Source organism: Vibrio pelagius (genome assembly GCF_024347575.1).
Taxonomy (GTDB): Bacteria; Pseudomonadota; Gammaproteobacteria; order Enterobacterales; family Vibrionaceae; genus Vibrio; species Vibrio pelagius.
Genome location: NZ_AP025503.1, coordinates 243837 through 260971 on the forward strand (window position 1 = coordinate 243837; position 17135 = coordinate 260971).

Genomic DNA, 17135 nt, shown 5'->3' on the forward strand with positions numbered 1-17135 from the left:
TACAATGATAAAAAATAACACAATCCAAGGAGCTGATGGGTATTTAGATAAAACGCCCATATTCCAATTTATACTATTATCTTGTCTATTCCCATTATGGGGCTGCGCTGCTGCGCTGAATGATATTTTAATCACCCAATTTAAGTCGGTTTTTGAATTATCCAACTTTGCAAGTGCTCTTGTACAGAGTGCATTTTATGGTGGGTATTTCTTAATTGCGATACCTGCTTCTATCGTAATAAAAAAATCATCGTATAAAGTTGCTATTATGATTGGCTTATCACTTTATATATTTGGGTGTGCGGCTTTCTTCCCAGCTTCTCACATGGCGACTTATACCATGTTCTTGGCTGCGATCTTTGCTATTGCAGTTGGCTTGTCATTCCTAGAAACAGCGGCGAACACTTACTCTTCGATGCTTGGGCCTAAATCACATGCAACACTTCGTCTTAACATCAGCCAAACTTTTTATCCTGTAGGTGCGATTGCAGGTATCCTTCTTGGTAAATACCTGATTTTCCAAGAAGGAGCTAGCCTAGAGTCGCAAATGGCAGCCATGTCGCCAGAACAGGTTCATGCATTTCGTTTGGAAATGCTAGAGCACACTTTAAAGCCTTATAAGTACATAATCTTTATTCTTATTGGTGTTCTTACTCTCTTTTCGTTCACGCAATACCCTAAATGTAAAGTAGCTCAACAAAGCGGTAAAAAGGCACCGTCTATTAGCGAAACTCTGCAGTACCTATCGACTAACTCTCGATTCAAAAAGGGTATTATTGCACAGTTTTTATATGTAGGTATGCAAGTCGCAGTATGGTCTTTCACAATACGTTTAGCACTAGAGATGGCTGACATTAACGAGCGTGTAGCCTCTAATTATATGGTGTACTCATTTGTTTGTTTCTTTATTGGTAAATTCATCGCGAACATATTAATGACTAAATTTCCTGCCGAGAAAGTACTAATTACCTATTCAATCGTTGGTATGGTGTTTCTAGCGTACGTATCTTTAGTTCATGACTTTAGTGCGGTATACGTAGCAGTTGGTGTGAGTATTCTCTTTGGTCCTTGTTGGGCGACTATTTACGCAGGTACATTGGATACAGTAGACAATAAATATACAGAAACGGCGGGCGCAGTCATTGTTATGGCAATTGTAGGAGCAGCTGTTGTACCGGCAATTCAAGGTTTAGTGGCCGATGTTGTTGGCATGCAATTATCTTTCTTAGTGAACTTTGTTTGTTTTGGTTATGTTGGCTATTACTTTGTTGGCGAAATGAAAAGCAAAAGCCAAGAACAACCTGAATTAAAAAAACAAGTCAATTAATATAATAAAGCTACTTTAATCGTAGCTTTTACCTTCTGGAGATATCAACATGTATACTTTACCGTTGAAAAGAAGTCAGTTTAATAATCAAGAAAATATAATTGTTGAATCTGAAAACTTTAAAGTGTCTGGCTTTAAATATAATTCGGGAATTGAAGCATTAAAGATAGAAAACTCTCAGGGTTATTTGGTTATCTTACCTTATATGGGGCAGATGATATGGGACGCAAAGTTTCTTGGTGAAGACTTATGCATGGAAAACATGTTTTCTGAACCAAAACTAGAGAAGGAAGTTGTAGCGACGTATGGCTGCTTTGCTTTTCACTCGGGGCTCATTCGCAATGGTTGTCCTAGCTCTGAGGATTCTCACCCTCTTCATGGTGAAATGCCGTGTGCGAGTATGGATAAGGCTTGGCTAGAGATAGACGAACAGAAAGTTACCATCACAGGTGAGTATGAATATGTTATGGGTTTTGGAGACCATTATCTTGCAACACCATCGGTCACATTGGAGAAAGGCGCATCTTTATTTGATATTGCAATGAAAGTGCAGAACCTTGCGTCTGTTCCTATGCCTCTTCAATATATGTGTCACATGAATACAGCCTATTTCCCTAATGCTAAATTGAAGCAGAACATTCCCGATACTGCGATAACATTGCGAGAGTCTGTTCCTAGCCACGTTAAACCAACGCCGCAGTGGTTAGATTTTAATGAATCATTAAAATCGCGAGAAAAACCAATACAGCAACTATCCACTCCCGACATGTATGACCCTGAAATAGTCTACTTTATGGATAATTTATCTCAGTTCACTCAGCATGCTGAATTTGAAATGGAGATCGCTAACGGAAAAACATTAGTGACCAGGTTCGATACATCAATGCTGAATTATGCGACTCGTTGGATTCTGCATAATGGGGACCAGAAGGTAGGGGCGTATGTACTACCTGCAACGTGTCGTCCCGAGGGCTACCTGGCAGCGAAAAGAAATAACACGCTCATTCACTTACAACCTCAAGAAGTTAGAGTGTTTTCTGTGACTACGGGCATCGTTTTACAACATGAGTTCATGTAAAGGTTGTGATTGATAAAGTAAGGGAACAATCATTGATGTAGGTACCCCTTAGTAAGCAACGACAATACAACTGGAGCGAATTACTCGTTCCTGTCTTTTTAGAATTCCTTTGTAATGGAGCTTACGTCATACCTTGTCGAGTCAAAGGTCACGACCTTAAGGTTTAAGGCTGTTCCCCGATCGCCTGTTTCAACCAGAATTTTGGTAGGCGTAGTTTGGTAAATAATGAAGAGCGGTTCCCTATTGGGAGCCGTTCTTGTGTTTAAATTAAGCAACCAAGGGTTGTTGGTGTTGCTTATTTATAACGTCGAACGAGAAAACCTCAACCTTAAACCATTGCATAAATCGCGTTTGTTATCGATAGCTACAGGCTCATTAATAAGACATGTGATAAGGAGAGTAGTCCACAAGCGTGCTCCTAAATCCAGAAATGATTGTTGATACTTTGCGTGAAGTATTTTTTGGCCCACGCACAATGAGATCGAGCTTTTATTAGAAATATTGAGCCAAAAATAAAATAATGAGGGCGAGAGATCCCTACCCTTATTTGTTATGGATAACGTTTATCTAATTGATGTACAAGGCTATTTTACGTACGCCTTCTCGGTGTTAAGCGACGACGAGACAAAAATCGATTTGGCGAAAACTGGCTCACCAACGAGTTCAGTGGCATCATTAAGGTTGATTTATAAGTCAACTGAGTGAAGTAATTTGACACTAATTGAGGTTTCGTCGATCAATGTAAAGACTTTCGGGCGAATCTCGCTAATCCACCAATCATTATAGGTTTCTTCATAAATCCGCTGTCTGGCTTCTTCATTTTCAAATTCTCGGAGCCAGACAAAAAAGTCAGTGTCGGTGTCGTCCGTTTGGATATATGTATCGACTATGACCATACCTTTGGATCGTTGGTAGGGGAGAAGCTCTTCGTGCATCCAACGTAGCCATTCAGACGTTTTTCCGGGTCTGATTTTATATTCTCGTAACTCGATAACTTTCAACTTTAATACTCCAATATAATTGATGCCCTAACCACCTCAAAAAATCATCATTTATCTCCTGATTTTTGGATTAGAGCATTAACGACCAAGCCTCTTTTAAGCTCTTTGTATGCATCTTATCCATTATGGCGAAGACATAGCTATAAAAATGACCTAAGATACTGTTACTGTTACTGTTACTGTTACTGTTACTGTTACTGTTACTGTTAATGTTAAACATAATAATTTAGGTCGATGGATTGTGGCTAAACATGAAATATTAATTATTGAGTCAAGAAGTGCAAAAGATATTTTTGACGATAGATATGAAGGCGCGACCCTTAAAGAGGTTTTGAAGCTACAAGGGGTATCAGCAAAGCATTTTGAAGTGGTCAATAAAGCTTACTTTGAAAAAGCCATTAAATATGCAGCAAGTAAGCACATCAAGTATGTGCATTTTAGCGGCCATGGATCTGAAGAGGGTATTGCGTTAACGGACGAGTTTATTACGTGGCAAGAGTTTGATGAGATAGCGTGGCCACATTTGAAAGATACGTGTTTATGCTTTTCAAGTTGCGATGTTGCCAAAGGTATCGAAGAAATATTCGAATACCATAAGTCATTTTGTAATGCCGTGATTGCCCCTACGAGGGAAATCACTTGGGGAGAAGGTTTGGTGGCCTTTAGCGCTTTGTACCATCGAGCTTTGTCATGCTCGACCAGCTCCAGTCAGGATGTGAGAGTGTTAAATCATATTGTTGGTGCGGGTACGTTCAGTTTTATTGCTTCTGCTTATAGATCGACAACATACGCCGTCGGTTAAGACATCGCCATTAAGCGGTGTGCACTGGTTTTGATACGGCGGTACACACGCTTAATCGTACTTTCTAATGCCTTTTATTTTCTCTGCGTATTTTCAAAAAACTAGCGGACGGACTCAACATGGATAAGACCAGTTTTCCAGAACTACCAATCAAGCTCTCCCATCCAATGGTCAGCCTTTATCGACTATTAGACGAAAAGAAAAAACATTCCCATTCGCTAGGTGAACAAAACTCGATCCTTGAGCTTCAGTTATATCTTCAAAATGCATGTCATCTGGCAAGGACGGCGTACTCTTCATCCATCACGCTGAAAAGCCGACCAATGTTAGAGCAATTGATGAGAAAATCGTTTTCACTTGAGAAACAGTTGAACGCGATGACCAAACATCATGAATGGCTAGGAGGTTCTGATACGCAAATGCTGAAACAGGTGGGGCTTATTAGAGACGCCTTGTCGAGCGAAAGTCAGCGTCTGAGTGAATAAACTTTCCGATTTTGCTACACCTGAATATTACCCTCATTGAGAACTTGGAGATCTAAACATGGAACGACTGATTAATGAGTTACATTTCATTAATTCCCCAAAAGCAGTAGACACTATTGAAGTGGATATAGACAGCCTTCCGACAGGGTGCTACGACTATGTGGACATTATCGTTGAGACTTTACGGCCATTGGCAGAGTCATCACCGGATCTGCGTGCCACTGTTTATGTACAACAGGTATTATCTGTCAACTTTGGGCATTCAGGCAGTTCAATCTTTATTGGTGTGGTTGGAAGCCCGAATGCTTTATCGGTGATTTTGAATGGATTCCAATCCATACCTGGGGTAGGTGCTCGCTACGGAGGTTCTATTTTCACAAACCAATCCCGTCGTAGGCTTCATATAGAAGATGGCTTTATTTGGCAGCAAGAAGACAATGTCACTTGGGCGGTAGCCTCTTCGACAGAGAGTATTGAAGAGACCGCGGATGAAAGTGTTCAATATGATGAACACCATTTTGAACGTTATCCAAGTCAGGCCAAAGTTTATGAAGCCGGCGACTTGTTAAAAAAAACAACCAAAGCTGATGGCTCTGAAGTCGACCATGTCGTTAACTCTGAGGACTTTGTTGCCTCACACTCTAAAGGCATTTATACCCGAACTCGAGCGGCTCGAGCAGACGCAAGAGTGGGATCGATTCGGACAATAATAGAAGATGTTTTTGGGCTGCCGGAAGGCTCAGTCAAGCTTTGCGACCCCGATGGAAACTCACTACGTGCGGATGCAAAAATAGGCACACTTCGTCGACGTTGGGATGAATGCTAAATCATTCGCTTTATCGTTTGAATCTCAAATATAGTGACAAGAGACTTGAACTACGCCCTACGTGTGATGATGATGTGAAAGCCCGTCGCCTGATCCTATATGAAATCACGGAATGTTTGTTCAAATCAAGCATGATAAAGATGAAACGCGTGGTAGAAGGGATGCGTCAATGAGAGGCGATTGAAGATGATGTGCATGTTGATAAATGGTAGGTTACCATAACTCATGATTTATGGGTTCAGGTATCGTTCAAATAGGGTTGGTACTCCTCACTTGAATGGCAAAGTGAAACGCACGCCGCAAAAGTGAGCTCTATCCGATCATAGATATTCTGTGAGGCTGGAAAAGTTAGATATGCTTTTAGCAGAATGGCAACACTTCTGTAATTGGGAGAAGTCCCACCGTTCGTCAAAGGGCTAGCCCCAATTACTGAGATATCTGATCAAACCCCTTTGGGTATGTACATTTTTGTGCATAGCGTCGACAGTCGTAGACTGGAGTGAGATAGAGTAACCTTTAATTCCTCGTGGTTTCCCCACCTTAAATTGTTACGTATATTGCGAGTTAGTGATGTTTATATCCAGAGAAGCATTCGACACAAATCTGAGGGAAAAGTGACTTGATTATCCACTGCTATTTGTATTCGGGTTTTGTTTTTTTCGGATTCGATCTTGTGTTGACACTCTTTCACTGAGCTTTTCCAGAGCGGATAATGAGATTGAATGAAGGTTATTTTTAGTTGGTTTCCTGTTCTTGACGGCTTCACCAGCAACACTTCCGGGGCCATTGAATACCTCGTAATAACTGCCATCGGGAAGAATCTTAATACCTATGTAGTATTCTGGAGTGTGGTCGACTGGAAACGTCAGAGAGTTTTTCATTGTGGTCTTTATTTGCACCTTTCGACCATCAGGTGTTTTTCCGTCGTGATGTTTTTCTAGGCCAGGGTACAGTTCTAGATCGTAGTCTTGTTCGACTAGAATCTCGCCCAAGTCACCAACTAACCTTCCATCTAACGTAAATTGTTTTTTGTTGTATTGCTTTTGGAGAGCTTCTACAATTTTTAGCATTTCTTTGACAGCGTGATGGATTTCCATATCTCTCCTTATTACTCTTACGAGTGTGAATTTTCCCACAGTACAATCCTGAAGTCAGAAGAAGTGAAGCGCATTCATTTAGCTGCTACTGATGCTCCATTCTTAAACTCTATCCAGTTTTATCACACAAGTGATAAGCACTTCGTGTATTGCCATGCCAAGGCTGGAATGAACCGAGTTGTTTCCTGTTAATTGCGATCTTAGACTTTGATGCAGGCTAACGAAAAAATTAACCGCTATCGAAGCCGTATTACCTGGGTAGTGTAAGCTAGGATTTGCTCTGCAGGCATAGGCTTAGCGTATAAGTAACCTTGTACCACATCAATGTTCTGAGCTTGACAAAATTGGCTTTGCGACGGGGTTTCGACGCCTTCAGCGACAATCGTTAGATTCAATTGATGAGCAATATTGACCATGGCTTGGACTAGGGCTGCATCTAGAGGGTGTTCAGGAGCAAGGTGGATGAAGGAGCGATCGATTTTTAAGTGGGTGATTGGGAAGCACTTTAAATAACTTAACGAAGAATAGCCAGTGCCGAAGTCATCAAGCGCGATGTTCATACCCTGTTCCTTTTGGGTATTCAGTGCCTCGATTAGCCAGTCAGGTGATTGAATCAAAGTGTGTTCCGTCAATTCAATACCCAGATCCGATGCAGACAAACCATATTCATCTCGGTAAGCCTCTAATTGATTAAAAAAATCGATACGCTCTAACTGTTTGCCAGACACATTGATGTCAATCCGGATGTTTATGCCGGCTTTTTTCCATTCTCTCGCTTGCATGCACGCGTGTTTGAGTACCCATTCTCCAATGAGGAGGATCAGGTCGGAACGCTCCATAATCGGGATAAAAATGTCGGGTAACACCGCTCTATTTGATTCTGAGGGTACCCATCTAAGGAGAGCTTCGCAAGAGAGCAATCGCCCAGTTTGAAAGTCGAACTGGGGTTGATAAACCAGCTTAAACTCATCATTAAGTAAAGAGTCGCGGAGTTGTGATGAAAGGGTCCATTGTTGTTGCAACGCTTGGCTGAGGGACGAGGTATAGAACTCATAACGGTTCCGCCCCGCTTTCTTCGCTTGATACATCGCAATATCGGCATGTTTCAGTAGCGTCTCTTTGCTGCCGCCATCACGCGGATAGAGACTGATGCCAACGCTAGCGGTGAGAAATACATGTTCATCATAAAGAGCAAAGCTTTGATTAAACGCTCGAACGACTTTATTTGCAATGATGTGGACGTCGTCCGTACATTCGATGCTGTGAATGAACAAGATAAATTCGTCTCCGGCAAAACGCGCCAGAAAGTCCTCTTTTCGAATGATTGTTTTGAGTCTTTTGGCTACGGAAAGCAATAAGCGATCTCCCCAAATATGACCTAAGGTATCATTGATATATTTAAAATTATCTAAGTCTATAAACAACACGGCAAAGGGTTGGTTTAAGGAATGAGCTTGAGTGATCCTAATGTCCAATTCTTGCTCTAAACCTCGTCGGTTTGGGAGGGAGGTCATCGGATCGGTAATGGCAAGAGCTTGTAATTCCTTGCGAGCGGCATATTGTTCGGATAAATCGATATCTACACAAAACATTTCTGGGGAGTTGGTGTGTTGTTTTAACATTACGTGTGCAGAAAACACTGGGACGAGGTGCCCCTCTTTGTGACGAAGCATGAGCTCAGAGGATGGAATAGGTATCCCTTGCTTGATCCAGCCTTGATGACGCTGTATGACTTCATCTCGCATTTCATCTGGGATGATGAGATCTTCAAGTCGATTGCCAAGGGTTTCACTGCGGTCATACCCATAGATTACTGTACTGGCCTCATTCCAGTAGATCACACGTCGGTTAACGTCATAACCTTGAACGGATACTTTAGGCAGCGTATCCAGCAACTGAATAAAATGGTCTTCATCAGAGTGATGACTTGGCTTCGTAGGTTTCATAGATCGCTAACCTTTATTCTAAGAATGGAGCTCTCGTGCTGTTCTCGACAAGCTGAACCGTCAAGTATTAAGTGGTATTATAAAATTTGGTGCATATATAAGTATATAATATCCCAATGAAGATGGGGGAAGAGTAAGAGGGAAGTCTGAAAGTTGTGATGAGGCTCTGAATTGAAACCAAAGCTGCTTGGGTAAAGATAGGCTTGTATGACATTGATATTCTTTTGAGTTTGCTTCATATCATCCGACCCGACGTACTTGATTCACGAAGGAGTGAACGTCTGAAAAAGAGAGAAAATGATGGCAACGACCTTGAAAAACGCCTCACACATCACTTTCGGTTGTCGAGTGTTAGAAAGAATCTCGCCTGTTGTATAGCTCCCCCTTTCCTCTAATTCGTCTCAGACACAGTTTGCCTAAGCTCTCACACAAATGCTTGACACGGAAGGCTAGCATGTTGCGTTTCTCTAAAAGAATCGAACGGTGCTTTTATCTCATCTCATATGGCTTCTGTGAGGCAACATCAAGGAAGTCACGATATTCAATGGGAGATTGAAGCCTCTCTTTTGCGGACACCTTTTGCCTCACGCTTTCACCGCTCCCATCGGTGTTGCCGATAGGTGGCAATATTCTGCCTGTTTTATTCGCCCTACCTCTTTAAATCTTATAGGTGATTAGTGGCATATAAATTGCTTAAGGACTCATAACGACAACCAAATGGTTCGGATACGTATAATCATCAACCGAATGATTGGTTTAACCAAATGGTGTCTAAATACAATGTGTTAATAAGGAAATAAAACAGTGAAAAAAGCAGTGGTATTCGCTTTGGTATGTGCAGTTTCAGCTTCAACGCAAGCAGCGTCACTTCCAAACTTTGGGGCGTTCAATCAAATGATGGGGCAAGGTGGTTTGGGTGGCACATTCTTTATTACGGGGACAACTGGATTCACCGACTATAAAGAAGATGAGATCACGGACACAGCCGCAATCGCAGGCGTTCGCGCTGGTTACCAATTCAATCCGTACCTCGGTGTCGAGCTTGGTTACATTGATATGGGGTCTGTCGACGTTGACGCCGACGTTGAACTTTCTAATACCACCAAATACATTGCAGTCAAACCCATCTTACCGATTGGCTTTTTTGATTTGTATGCGCGTGCAGGGGTTCATTCTTACGATGCCGAAGTCACACATCGTTTAGGGGGGAGTATAGATAACAGTGGTACGGAGGGCATGTATGGTGTCGGGGCCGATCTGCGCATCAATAACTTTAGCGTCGGTGTGGGCTACTCGCTGTATATCATGGACGATCTTGATGTGGGGAACTACGAACTGAACGCCACGGTACGTTTCTAAGCGCATCTTTACGCGCATGCGAATTGGCCTTTCGCGATTTAAAACGCTAGGGCGTGGCGTTTCATCACCGCCTTCGTATCAAAGCAATAGCGCTCATGGGATCATGAGCGCGACGTGTTTTGCATGGTGACCAAAACATGACCTTGATGTTCGCTCTGTGCTTGAGTGACATCGATGTCACGATATCAAGCAAAGTCGTCCGCCGTTTTGGATTCGGGAGTGACGGCACTCATGGGGGCGCAGACAAGACGGGTAGGGCGTGTCTTTTTCATTACCTTGGTTGTAGCATTGCGATGCACACTGTCTCAAAGGGCCCTCAATCGCCACGGTTGTGTCTCAGGATGAAACATTCATGGCTACAAGTCTCTTATTTTTTGGGTTTTCAGGAGGAATGAAAACGGCCTTAAGGCACCACGGGACTTTAACTATTTGCCCAAATCTTTTAATCCACAACACTCTGACTTCTGTTGATTTGAAGCAGGGCGTTTCGGTTTCTGAAACAGTGAAAGCCGTTCAGCCTCCTCATATCGCTCTTATTTATGACCGAAAAGAGCCAGATCTAGCAACACGGCAGATGACGAAGTCATCGTAAAGGGAACGATTGAACAACGATGACTGGCAGCGATATTGAACTCGCTATGGTGGACGAATTATTGACCGAAAAGTGTGCCGATGTCCGTACGCAGTGAGTGTCTTTAAAGCAATGTCTTGGTTGTTTGAGATAAAGAAAGAGTCGCAATGCACTGTCCAACTCGAGTAATATACTGAAAACTGATGCTTAAAGCATTGATGTGATGACGATATTATGCAAGCGAGTGGGTAGAAATGATGTTGGAAAGGGTGAATTTAAGAAAGTTAATAGTAATTTTGTGTGTGTTTGCTACGGTGGTCACCTTGTTCAACGCTTTCTATTCACTTTACCAGGTGCAGCGAGAGCTCATCATCCATACGACCCTTGAGTCTAACCGAGTGTATGCTAAAAAGATGGCAGACATGACGGATGCGTTTCTTGATTCCGCAATGACACAACTCCAGTACAGTGCAAACGCGCTCTCCCAAAGGGCGAATGACAGGAGTGCTTTGACAGAAGAAACGAAACGACTCAAAAATCAAACCAAGTTGTTTAATTCGGTTGTCATTGTGAATGCTGATGGCGTTATTACGGCCGTATCTCCTGAGACGGTGAATGTGAAAGGGGTTCAGTTGACGAGTGAAAGTTCACTCCAATCTTTAAAAGCCCAAGCTCCTTTAGTGACGGATCCTTTCGTCTCTCCTGCAGGTAATTATCTTATTAGCCTGTCCTACCCCATTTTTTCGAATCAGAGAGAATATCTTGGCTACATCGGTGGGACTATTTATCTAGAAGCCGAGAATATATTGTCGGATTTGTTGAATGATCACAGTTATGTGGATGGCTCTTACCTTTACGTTGTGGATCGTCATGGAACGTTGATTTATCACCCAAACAAATCGAGAATCGGTCAAGTCATCAGAAACAATCGCGCCATTAATTCGGTATCCAAGGGCGAAAGTGGCAGTTTAGATGTTGTCAACTCTTTAGGTATTCAAATGTTGGCAGGGTATGCTCCTATCTCTCGATCAGGTTGGGGAGTGGTTGCTCAGAAATCCAAAGAAAGTACGTTGTTTTTGGTGAATCAACAGATGAAAGAGGTGTTTGTCACTACGCTTCCGGTCGGATTATTGACGTTAGTACTCATTTGGGTGTTTTCTCATTTTATATCCAAGCCATTAAAACAATTAGCTCTGGCAGTTAGAGGTGCTGATAGTCATGTCGGTACCGTCAATGATGTTAAGAAAGTCAACTCTTGGTATTTTGAAGCCTCGCAATTGAAAAGTAGTTTCTTAAAGTCTTTTGGAGTGGCGTTTAAAACGATTGATACACTGCATACTGCAAGCTTAACGGACTCTATGACGGGTTTATTAAATCGGAGAGGTTTAGATAAAGCGGTTGAGAGCTTACAGCCTCAAACGACACCGTTTTCGATTCTTGCATTAGACATTGATTATTTTAAAGTCGTTAATGATAACTTTGGGCATGATGTCGGTGATGATTTATTAAGGTGCTTTTCCCAATTAATGAAGGAACACTCTAGAGAGCAAGATTTACTGTTTCGCTCTGGTGGGGAAGAATTTATTATATTTTTAATCAATACTGATGTGCGGGCCGCTTTTAGATTTGCAGAGCGGTTACGTGAGAAGGTGGCGTTACACGACTTTGCTTCTGTTGGACAGATCACGGTTTCGATTGGCGTGGCTTTTTGGGAAGGGAAAGATAAACCCGTTCATATGACTTTAAAAGAGGCCGATACCGCGTTATATCGAGCAAAACATAATGGTAGGAACCGCTCTGAAGTTTATCTTTCCGATGAAAAACACGAACAACAGTCTCAATCAGCCCAGTGAGCGTTTTTCGCCTATTTGGTGCGTTAGAAAATCATGACTAAAGCCTGAGTTCAACTGAGAAGTACGACACGCACCGATATCAAGCAGATCAGCCATGTCATTAAATACAAGAGTTGGCTGTTTGATATTGACACACGTCCTTTGCCGATAATATATCTGCAATAAAACAAACTCTCTAGCAAGGCATACCACAGTTGTTAGAGAGAACCTTTCTTATAAAAAAGAGACTCACTAAACGCCATATTCATGTTAAAGGTCGCTCAAAACCGTCGCTATTTCATCGCCGATGTCGCACTAGACTTTGCATTGTGATGGGCATCATCTGCGCGATGCTTGGGGAATATAGGGTGGCTTCTTACGATCTTTTTAAGTGCTCGATAAAATCTCAAAGTGCTAGGTGATCAAGCGGCACCGTTGACGTTGTATTAGACGGGATGACAATGCTCATTTTCACAGTTGATGTTTGAGAATGATGAGTGAGAAAAGTCGACGGAGTGTTTACATTTCTACAGATAAAAGGTAGCGTCACAGTCATATCATTTTTTTATGCACTTTGTACAATAAAGTGAGGATGCGTATCTCTATAAAGAAATCACTAGTGACCTCTTCTTGGTTTCATTACCTTGTTCTGGCCTGCTCTTTGATCCTAACTATTGCAGCATGGCAAGTCACACGTCAGCAATCGCATCAAAAATCTCAGGTTCAGTTTGATTTTCAAGTCAATCAATTGCTCGGGCTTGTTCAAGAAAGAATGCGTAAATATGAAGAGGCATTGAACGCGGGGTTGGCGGCGAATCATATGTTTTCGTCAACGGTTAACCGCGACAATTGGAAGGTGTTTGCGAATCAATTTGATATAACATCTCATTTTCCTGGCGTGAGTGGGATTGGCGTTATTCACTATGTACCTAAGAAAAAAAGCCCCTCTTATTTGGCTTGGCAGCAAGAGAGCTCTCCTTTGTATGATGTGCACCCCATTCGCAACGCTGAAGACTATTGGCCTATTACTTATATTGAACCTGAAGAGGCAAACCGAGCTGCTGTCGGACTGGATATTGCCCATGAAAATAATCGATATACAGCAGCAAAGCTTGCAAGAGAGAAAGGGAGCCCTCAAATCACAGGGCCCATAATATTAGTTCAAGACTCTAAGCAAACCCCGGGTTTTCTGTTTTATGCTCCGTGGTTTGATAGGAACAACGTGCCTGAATACTACGGTGATGACGCGGATGGCTTTTTAGGATTAGTTTATGCCCCTTTTATTGTTCAAAACTTAATGAATGGGACGCTTGATGATGCTAATCGCCTCATTAATTTCAGTATCCATGATGGCGATGTGTCGCTCTATGATGAGCAGGCAGGCGCTCGCGAATCCTCGTTAGAGCCCCCCATTTTTGAGCAGCAATTAGAAGTGAATATGTATGGAAGAACGTGGATTTTTGATTTTCAATCATCGCCTTTATTCGAAGCCCAACACCAGAGTAATCAACCAACATTGATCTTGCTGTTTGGCTTAATCGTGAACGCCATGCTAGCTGTCATTCTGATGATATTGAGAAATGGAGAAGAGAAAGCTCAACGTTATGCAAAAAGATTGAGCCAAGATTTGCAAGACCGGACGGATCGTCTAGAGCGAACTTCCGCCAATTTAGAAACAAGAAACCTTGATCTAGAAAGAGCAAATAGAGAGCTTGATCAGTTTGCTTATGTTGCATCGCACGATCTAAAAGCGCCCTTGAGAGGGATATCGCAATTGGTGTCATGGATAAATGAAGACATCGAGGAGTACCTAACCCCAGAAACAAAAGAGTATAGTCGTCTTTTACAGGGACGAGTTGCCAGGTTGGAACAATTACTCGATGACTTATTATCATATTTTAGAGTCGGTAGAAAAAAAGATGATATTCAAGACTTCTCTTTAGCGAACAATGTCAAAGAGACATTTGAGTTATTGAATACGGACAATAAGGCAACACTTATTTGCAACGATAGTATTGGCCCTTTTCGAACGTTGGGTGTCCCACTTGATTTAATATTACGAAATTTGATTTCTAACGCCATTAAACATCACGATAAAGAACATGCCAATATTAAGGTTTCTGGTGTTAACCAAGAAAATCATTACGAGTTCCGTGTAGAAGATGACGGACCTGGAATTCCCATCCCGCTTCAAGATAAGGTTTTTGAGCTTTTTCATACACTACAACCTCGTGATAGGGTTGAAGGTAGTGGTCTAGGTTTGTCTATCATCAAAAAAACTTTAGAACTTTACGACTGCCACTTCGAATTGCGCGCTAATGCACAAGGCGGGTGTTGCTTTAGCTTTACATGGCCCACTGAAGAGTTACTCGAAAAAAGGAGGTCATATGGAACATAACGATAGAAAAACGGTCAGTATTCTTCTGGTGGAAGACGACGATATCGATGCGATGGGTATTCAACGTTCATTAAGAGCGTTCAATTTACTCAACACTATACACCGAGCTCGTGATGGATTAGAGGCATTAGAGGCGCTTAAAAACGATGCGGTGGCTCGCCCTTTCATTGTGCTTTTGGATTTAAACATGCCGCGAATGAGTGGAATGGAGTTTTTGTCAGCCATTCGCTCGGACGAAAAATTGAGTGACATCGTGGTTTTTGTGCTTACGACCTCCCAACTTGATGAAGAAATATCTGCAGCCTATAAGAAAAATGTCGCAGGTTATATTGTGAAATCTTCATCCGACAAAGATTACAAACAGCTTATTAGTTTTCTAGAAAATTATTGGAACCTTGTTGAGTTACCAAAATAATAAAGCCAAGGGGGCTTAAATGAAGGTTTTGATCATTGATGACGATACAGTCGATACTCTGTCTATTGTTCGAACATTAAAAAATACAGATTTGCCTCTAGCTGTTATTGAGACAGCCGACACCGGTGCTAAAGGCTTGGAGCTGGCTTTGCAACAACAATTTGATGTGATCTTACTGGATTACCAACTTCCGTCCACTGACGGATTTGAACTGTTAATCGAGCTGCGCGCAAAAAATGATTTTTCTACATCGATTGTAATGTTGAGCCACAATGACGATGAAGAGATTGCCTTGAAGTGTATTGAGTCCGGCGCTCAAGATTTCATTATGAAAAGTGAAGTAACGGCCGTAAGACTGAGACGAGCAATTGTTATTGCATCTGAACGACATCAGCTTGAACAGCAAGTGTTGGAGACACATATTGAGTTAAAGCGACTAGCGGAGAGTGACAGTTTAACTGGTCTGAATAATCGCCATTTTTTTGAAGAACGTTTAACTAAAAAACTGCTTTCGTCGGCACAAGAGAGCTCCTCGTTTGCTTTAATGTTGATCGATATTGATAGATTTAAGGATGTCAATGATCGTCATGGGCATGTTTTAGGGGATAGAGTCCTCAAAGAGGTGGCTGAGAAGCTTAACCGCTGCGTAGGGTATAATGATATTTTATGTCGCTTAGGTGGTGACGAGTTTGCGCTTCTATTCCCTATTGGAAACAATAAACAGTACGTCCAACAGTTGGTCAATCGACTTTTGTCTGAGTTTCGTTCGTCGATGTGTGTGGACGGTGAGTTCTTAGATTTAACGATTAGTATGGGGATTGCAAGTTTCCCTGAATGTGCATCAAACTCTATCGAGTTACGCAAATGTGCTGATATTGCGTTATATCGTGCTAAAGAGAAAGGAAGGAATCAAGCCCAGTTTTATTCAAAAGCGTTTCATGATCAAATGAACCGCCGAGCAGAGCTTGAAAGAGGCCTCAAGCAAGCCTTGGTAAAAAATGAGATGGAGCTTTATTACCAACCTCAGTTTAATGTGGATATGAAACTAATAGGAGCTGAAGCTTTGTTGCGATGGAAGCATCCGGAGTTAGGGATGGTTCCGCCAGACAGCTTCATACCTGTGGCAGAAGAAACTGGGATGATCGTCGATATTGGTTTTTGGGTGATCGAGACGGCCTTGAAACAATTACAGTCTTGGTTAAACAGCAAAATGTTGACAGAGGACTTTACGTTAGCGATTAATTTATCCCCACGTCAATTAACTGACCGTTTTTTAGCGAAAAAAGTGAAACACCTTCTTGAGATTTATGGCATCCCTGCTTCAAATGTGGAGTTTGAAATTACGGAAAGTAACCTTATTTCTGGTGAGTGGGCGTCTGAAGCTTTAGGTAAAATCAGTGATTTAGGTGTGAAAGTGGCTGTGGATGATTTTGGGACCGGTTACTCTTCACTGTCTCATTTGAAGGATTATACGATTGATGTGATCAAAATCGATCGCTCTTTTGTTGAGAGCATTGAACGGACAAAACCAAGACAACTCTTTACCGCAATTTGTGCGTTCTCACACAGCTTAAAATACGAAACGGTAGCAGAAGGGATAGAGACGGACATTCATGATGCTATATGTAAAGAGGTGGGAGTGAAACGTTTACAGGGATATTATTACTCTAAACCACTACCTGTAACGGTTTTTGAGCGTCAATATTTCTGTGCTGCATGAATTGATAGATTAAAGTGGTAGAGCCACCCCCAAAGCGGTGACGAAAGGCATGTTGGGTTGAGAGTGTTTTAATCCCCTTACTGTAAATAGACATAACTGTTACGGTACATTTTGTTCGGACGCAGGGGGGAGGCTTCTTGTTTGTGGCAGAATAAATAAGGAGTAGCAAAAAAGCGATCATCAAATGACACTTTTTTTCATAACCGATCCTCTTACCTGCGAGCTTTCTTGATCTTCCACTACAGTTTTGACTGTAAACTGTAGTAAAATTACGCTAA

15 protein-coding genes and 1 pseudogene are annotated in these 17135 nt (G+C 42.0%); 13 read left to right on the forward strand and 3 right to left on the reverse strand.

Features of this window, described 5'->3' with window-relative positions:
• The first annotated feature begins 4 nt into the window (after window positions 1–4).
• Both fucP and vsple_RS01110 read left to right on the forward strand, forming a co-directional pair.
• Complete coding sequence (gene fucP, locus vsple_RS01105; RefSeq protein ID WP_261882446.1) at window positions 5–1327, forward strand: L-fucose:H+ symporter permease; 1323 nt, start codon at window positions 5–7, stop codon at window positions 1325–1327.
• Window positions 1328–1376: 49 nt separating this feature from the next.
• The gene (locus vsple_RS01110; protein ID WP_261882447.1) at window positions 1377–2405 is read left to right on the forward strand and encodes an aldose 1-epimerase family protein; all 1029 of its coding nucleotides are present in this window, start codon (window positions 1377–1379) and stop codon (window positions 2403–2405) included.
• Window positions 2406–3091: 686 nt separating this feature from the next.
• On the opposite strand, the gene vsple_RS01115 is transcribed toward vsple_RS01110, so the two are convergent.
• Entirely contained in the window at window positions 3092–3406 is a 315-nt protein-coding gene (locus vsple_RS01115) for a hypothetical protein (RefSeq protein WP_261882448.1), read from the reverse strand.
• 241 nt (window positions 3407–3647) lie between these two features.
• On the opposite strand from vsple_RS01115, the gene vsple_RS01120 reads away from it, so the two are divergent.
• The 4 genes and pseudogenes from vsple_RS01120 to vsple_RS01135 form a co-directional block, all read left to right on the forward strand.
• Complete coding sequence (locus tag vsple_RS01120; protein WP_261882449.1) at window positions 3648–4208, forward strand: hypothetical protein; 561 nt, start codon at window positions 3648–3650, stop codon at window positions 4206–4208.
• A gap of 119 nt (window positions 4209–4327) precedes the next feature.
• The gene (locus vsple_RS01125; RefSeq protein ID WP_261882450.1) at window positions 4328–4693 is read left to right on the forward strand and encodes a hypothetical protein; all 366 of its coding nucleotides are present in this window, start codon (window positions 4328–4330) and stop codon (window positions 4691–4693) included.
• Between the two features lie 58 nt (window positions 4694–4751).
• On the forward strand, window positions 4752–5519 hold the full coding sequence (locus vsple_RS01130) for a hypothetical protein (RefSeq protein WP_261882451.1): 768 nt from the start codon (window positions 4752–4754) through the stop codon (window positions 5517–5519).
• Window positions 5520–5741: 222 nt separating this feature from the next.
• Window positions 5742–5974 (forward strand): annotated as a pseudogene (locus tag vsple_RS01135) (IS481 family transposase); the annotation flags it as partial.
• Between the two features lie 168 nt (window positions 5975–6142).
• Here vsple_RS01135 and vsple_RS01140 read toward each other — a convergent pair.
• Window positions 6143–6616: a DUF6998 domain-containing protein gene (locus vsple_RS01140; RefSeq protein WP_261882452.1), complete on the reverse strand. Its 474-nt coding sequence runs from the start codon at window positions 6614–6616 to the stop codon at window positions 6143–6145.
• On the opposite strand from vsple_RS01140, the gene vsple_RS21985 reads away from it, so the two are divergent.
• Complete coding sequence (locus vsple_RS21985) at window positions 6605–6808, forward strand: type II toxin-antitoxin system YafO family toxin (RefSeq protein WP_420833786.1); 204 nt, start codon at window positions 6605–6607, stop codon at window positions 6806–6808. The genes vsple_RS01140 and vsple_RS21985 overlap by 12 nt on opposite strands.
• 44 nt (window positions 6809–6852) lie before the next feature.
• Here the strand turns inward: vsple_RS21985 and vsple_RS01145 are convergent, their stop codons facing one another.
• Window positions 6853–8562 carry a putative bifunctional diguanylate cyclase/phosphodiesterase gene (locus vsple_RS01145; RefSeq protein WP_261882453.1) on the reverse strand — a complete coding sequence of 570 codons (1710 nt, stop codon included), beginning with the start codon at window positions 8560–8562 and terminating at the stop codon, window positions 6853–6855.
• 804 nt (window positions 8563–9366) lie between these two features.
• Between vsple_RS01145 and vsple_RS01150 the strand changes: the two genes are divergently transcribed.
• The 6 genes from vsple_RS01150 to vsple_RS01175 all read left to right on the forward strand — a co-directional run bounded on the left by vsple_RS01150 (window position 9367) and on the right by vsple_RS01175 (window position 16857).
• Window positions 9367–9921 carry a porin family protein gene (locus vsple_RS01150; RefSeq protein ID WP_261882454.1) on the forward strand — a complete coding sequence of 185 codons (555 nt, stop codon included), beginning with the start codon at window positions 9367–9369 and terminating at the stop codon, window positions 9919–9921.
• Window positions 9922–10273: 352 nt separating this feature from the next.
• Window positions 10274–10513, forward strand: coding sequence for a hypothetical protein (locus vsple_RS01155; protein ID WP_261882455.1), 240 nt, complete (start codon window positions 10274–10276; stop codon window positions 10511–10513).
• Between the two features lie 236 nt (window positions 10514–10749).
• Window positions 10750–12345 (forward strand): sensor domain-containing diguanylate cyclase, encoded by a 1596-nt coding sequence (locus tag vsple_RS01160; RefSeq protein ID WP_261883101.1) that lies wholly within the window; start codon window positions 10750–10752, stop codon window positions 12343–12345.
• Window positions 12346–12943: 598 nt separating this feature from the next.
• Window positions 12944–14722, forward strand: a complete 1779-nt coding sequence (locus vsple_RS01165) for a CHASE domain-containing sensor histidine kinase (RefSeq protein WP_261882456.1) — start codon at window positions 12944–12946, stop codon at window positions 14720–14722.
• Window positions 14712–15137 (forward strand): response regulator, encoded by a 426-nt coding sequence (locus tag vsple_RS01170; RefSeq protein ID WP_261882457.1) that lies wholly within the window; start codon window positions 14712–14714, stop codon window positions 15135–15137. Before vsple_RS01165 ends, vsple_RS01170 begins: the two co-directional genes overlap by 11 nt.
• Before the next feature lie 19 nt (window positions 15138–15156).
• Window positions 15157–16857, forward strand: coding sequence for a putative bifunctional diguanylate cyclase/phosphodiesterase (locus tag vsple_RS01175; protein WP_261882458.1), 1701 nt, complete (start codon window positions 15157–15159; stop codon window positions 16855–16857).
• Window positions 16858–17135 lie beyond the last annotated feature (278 nt).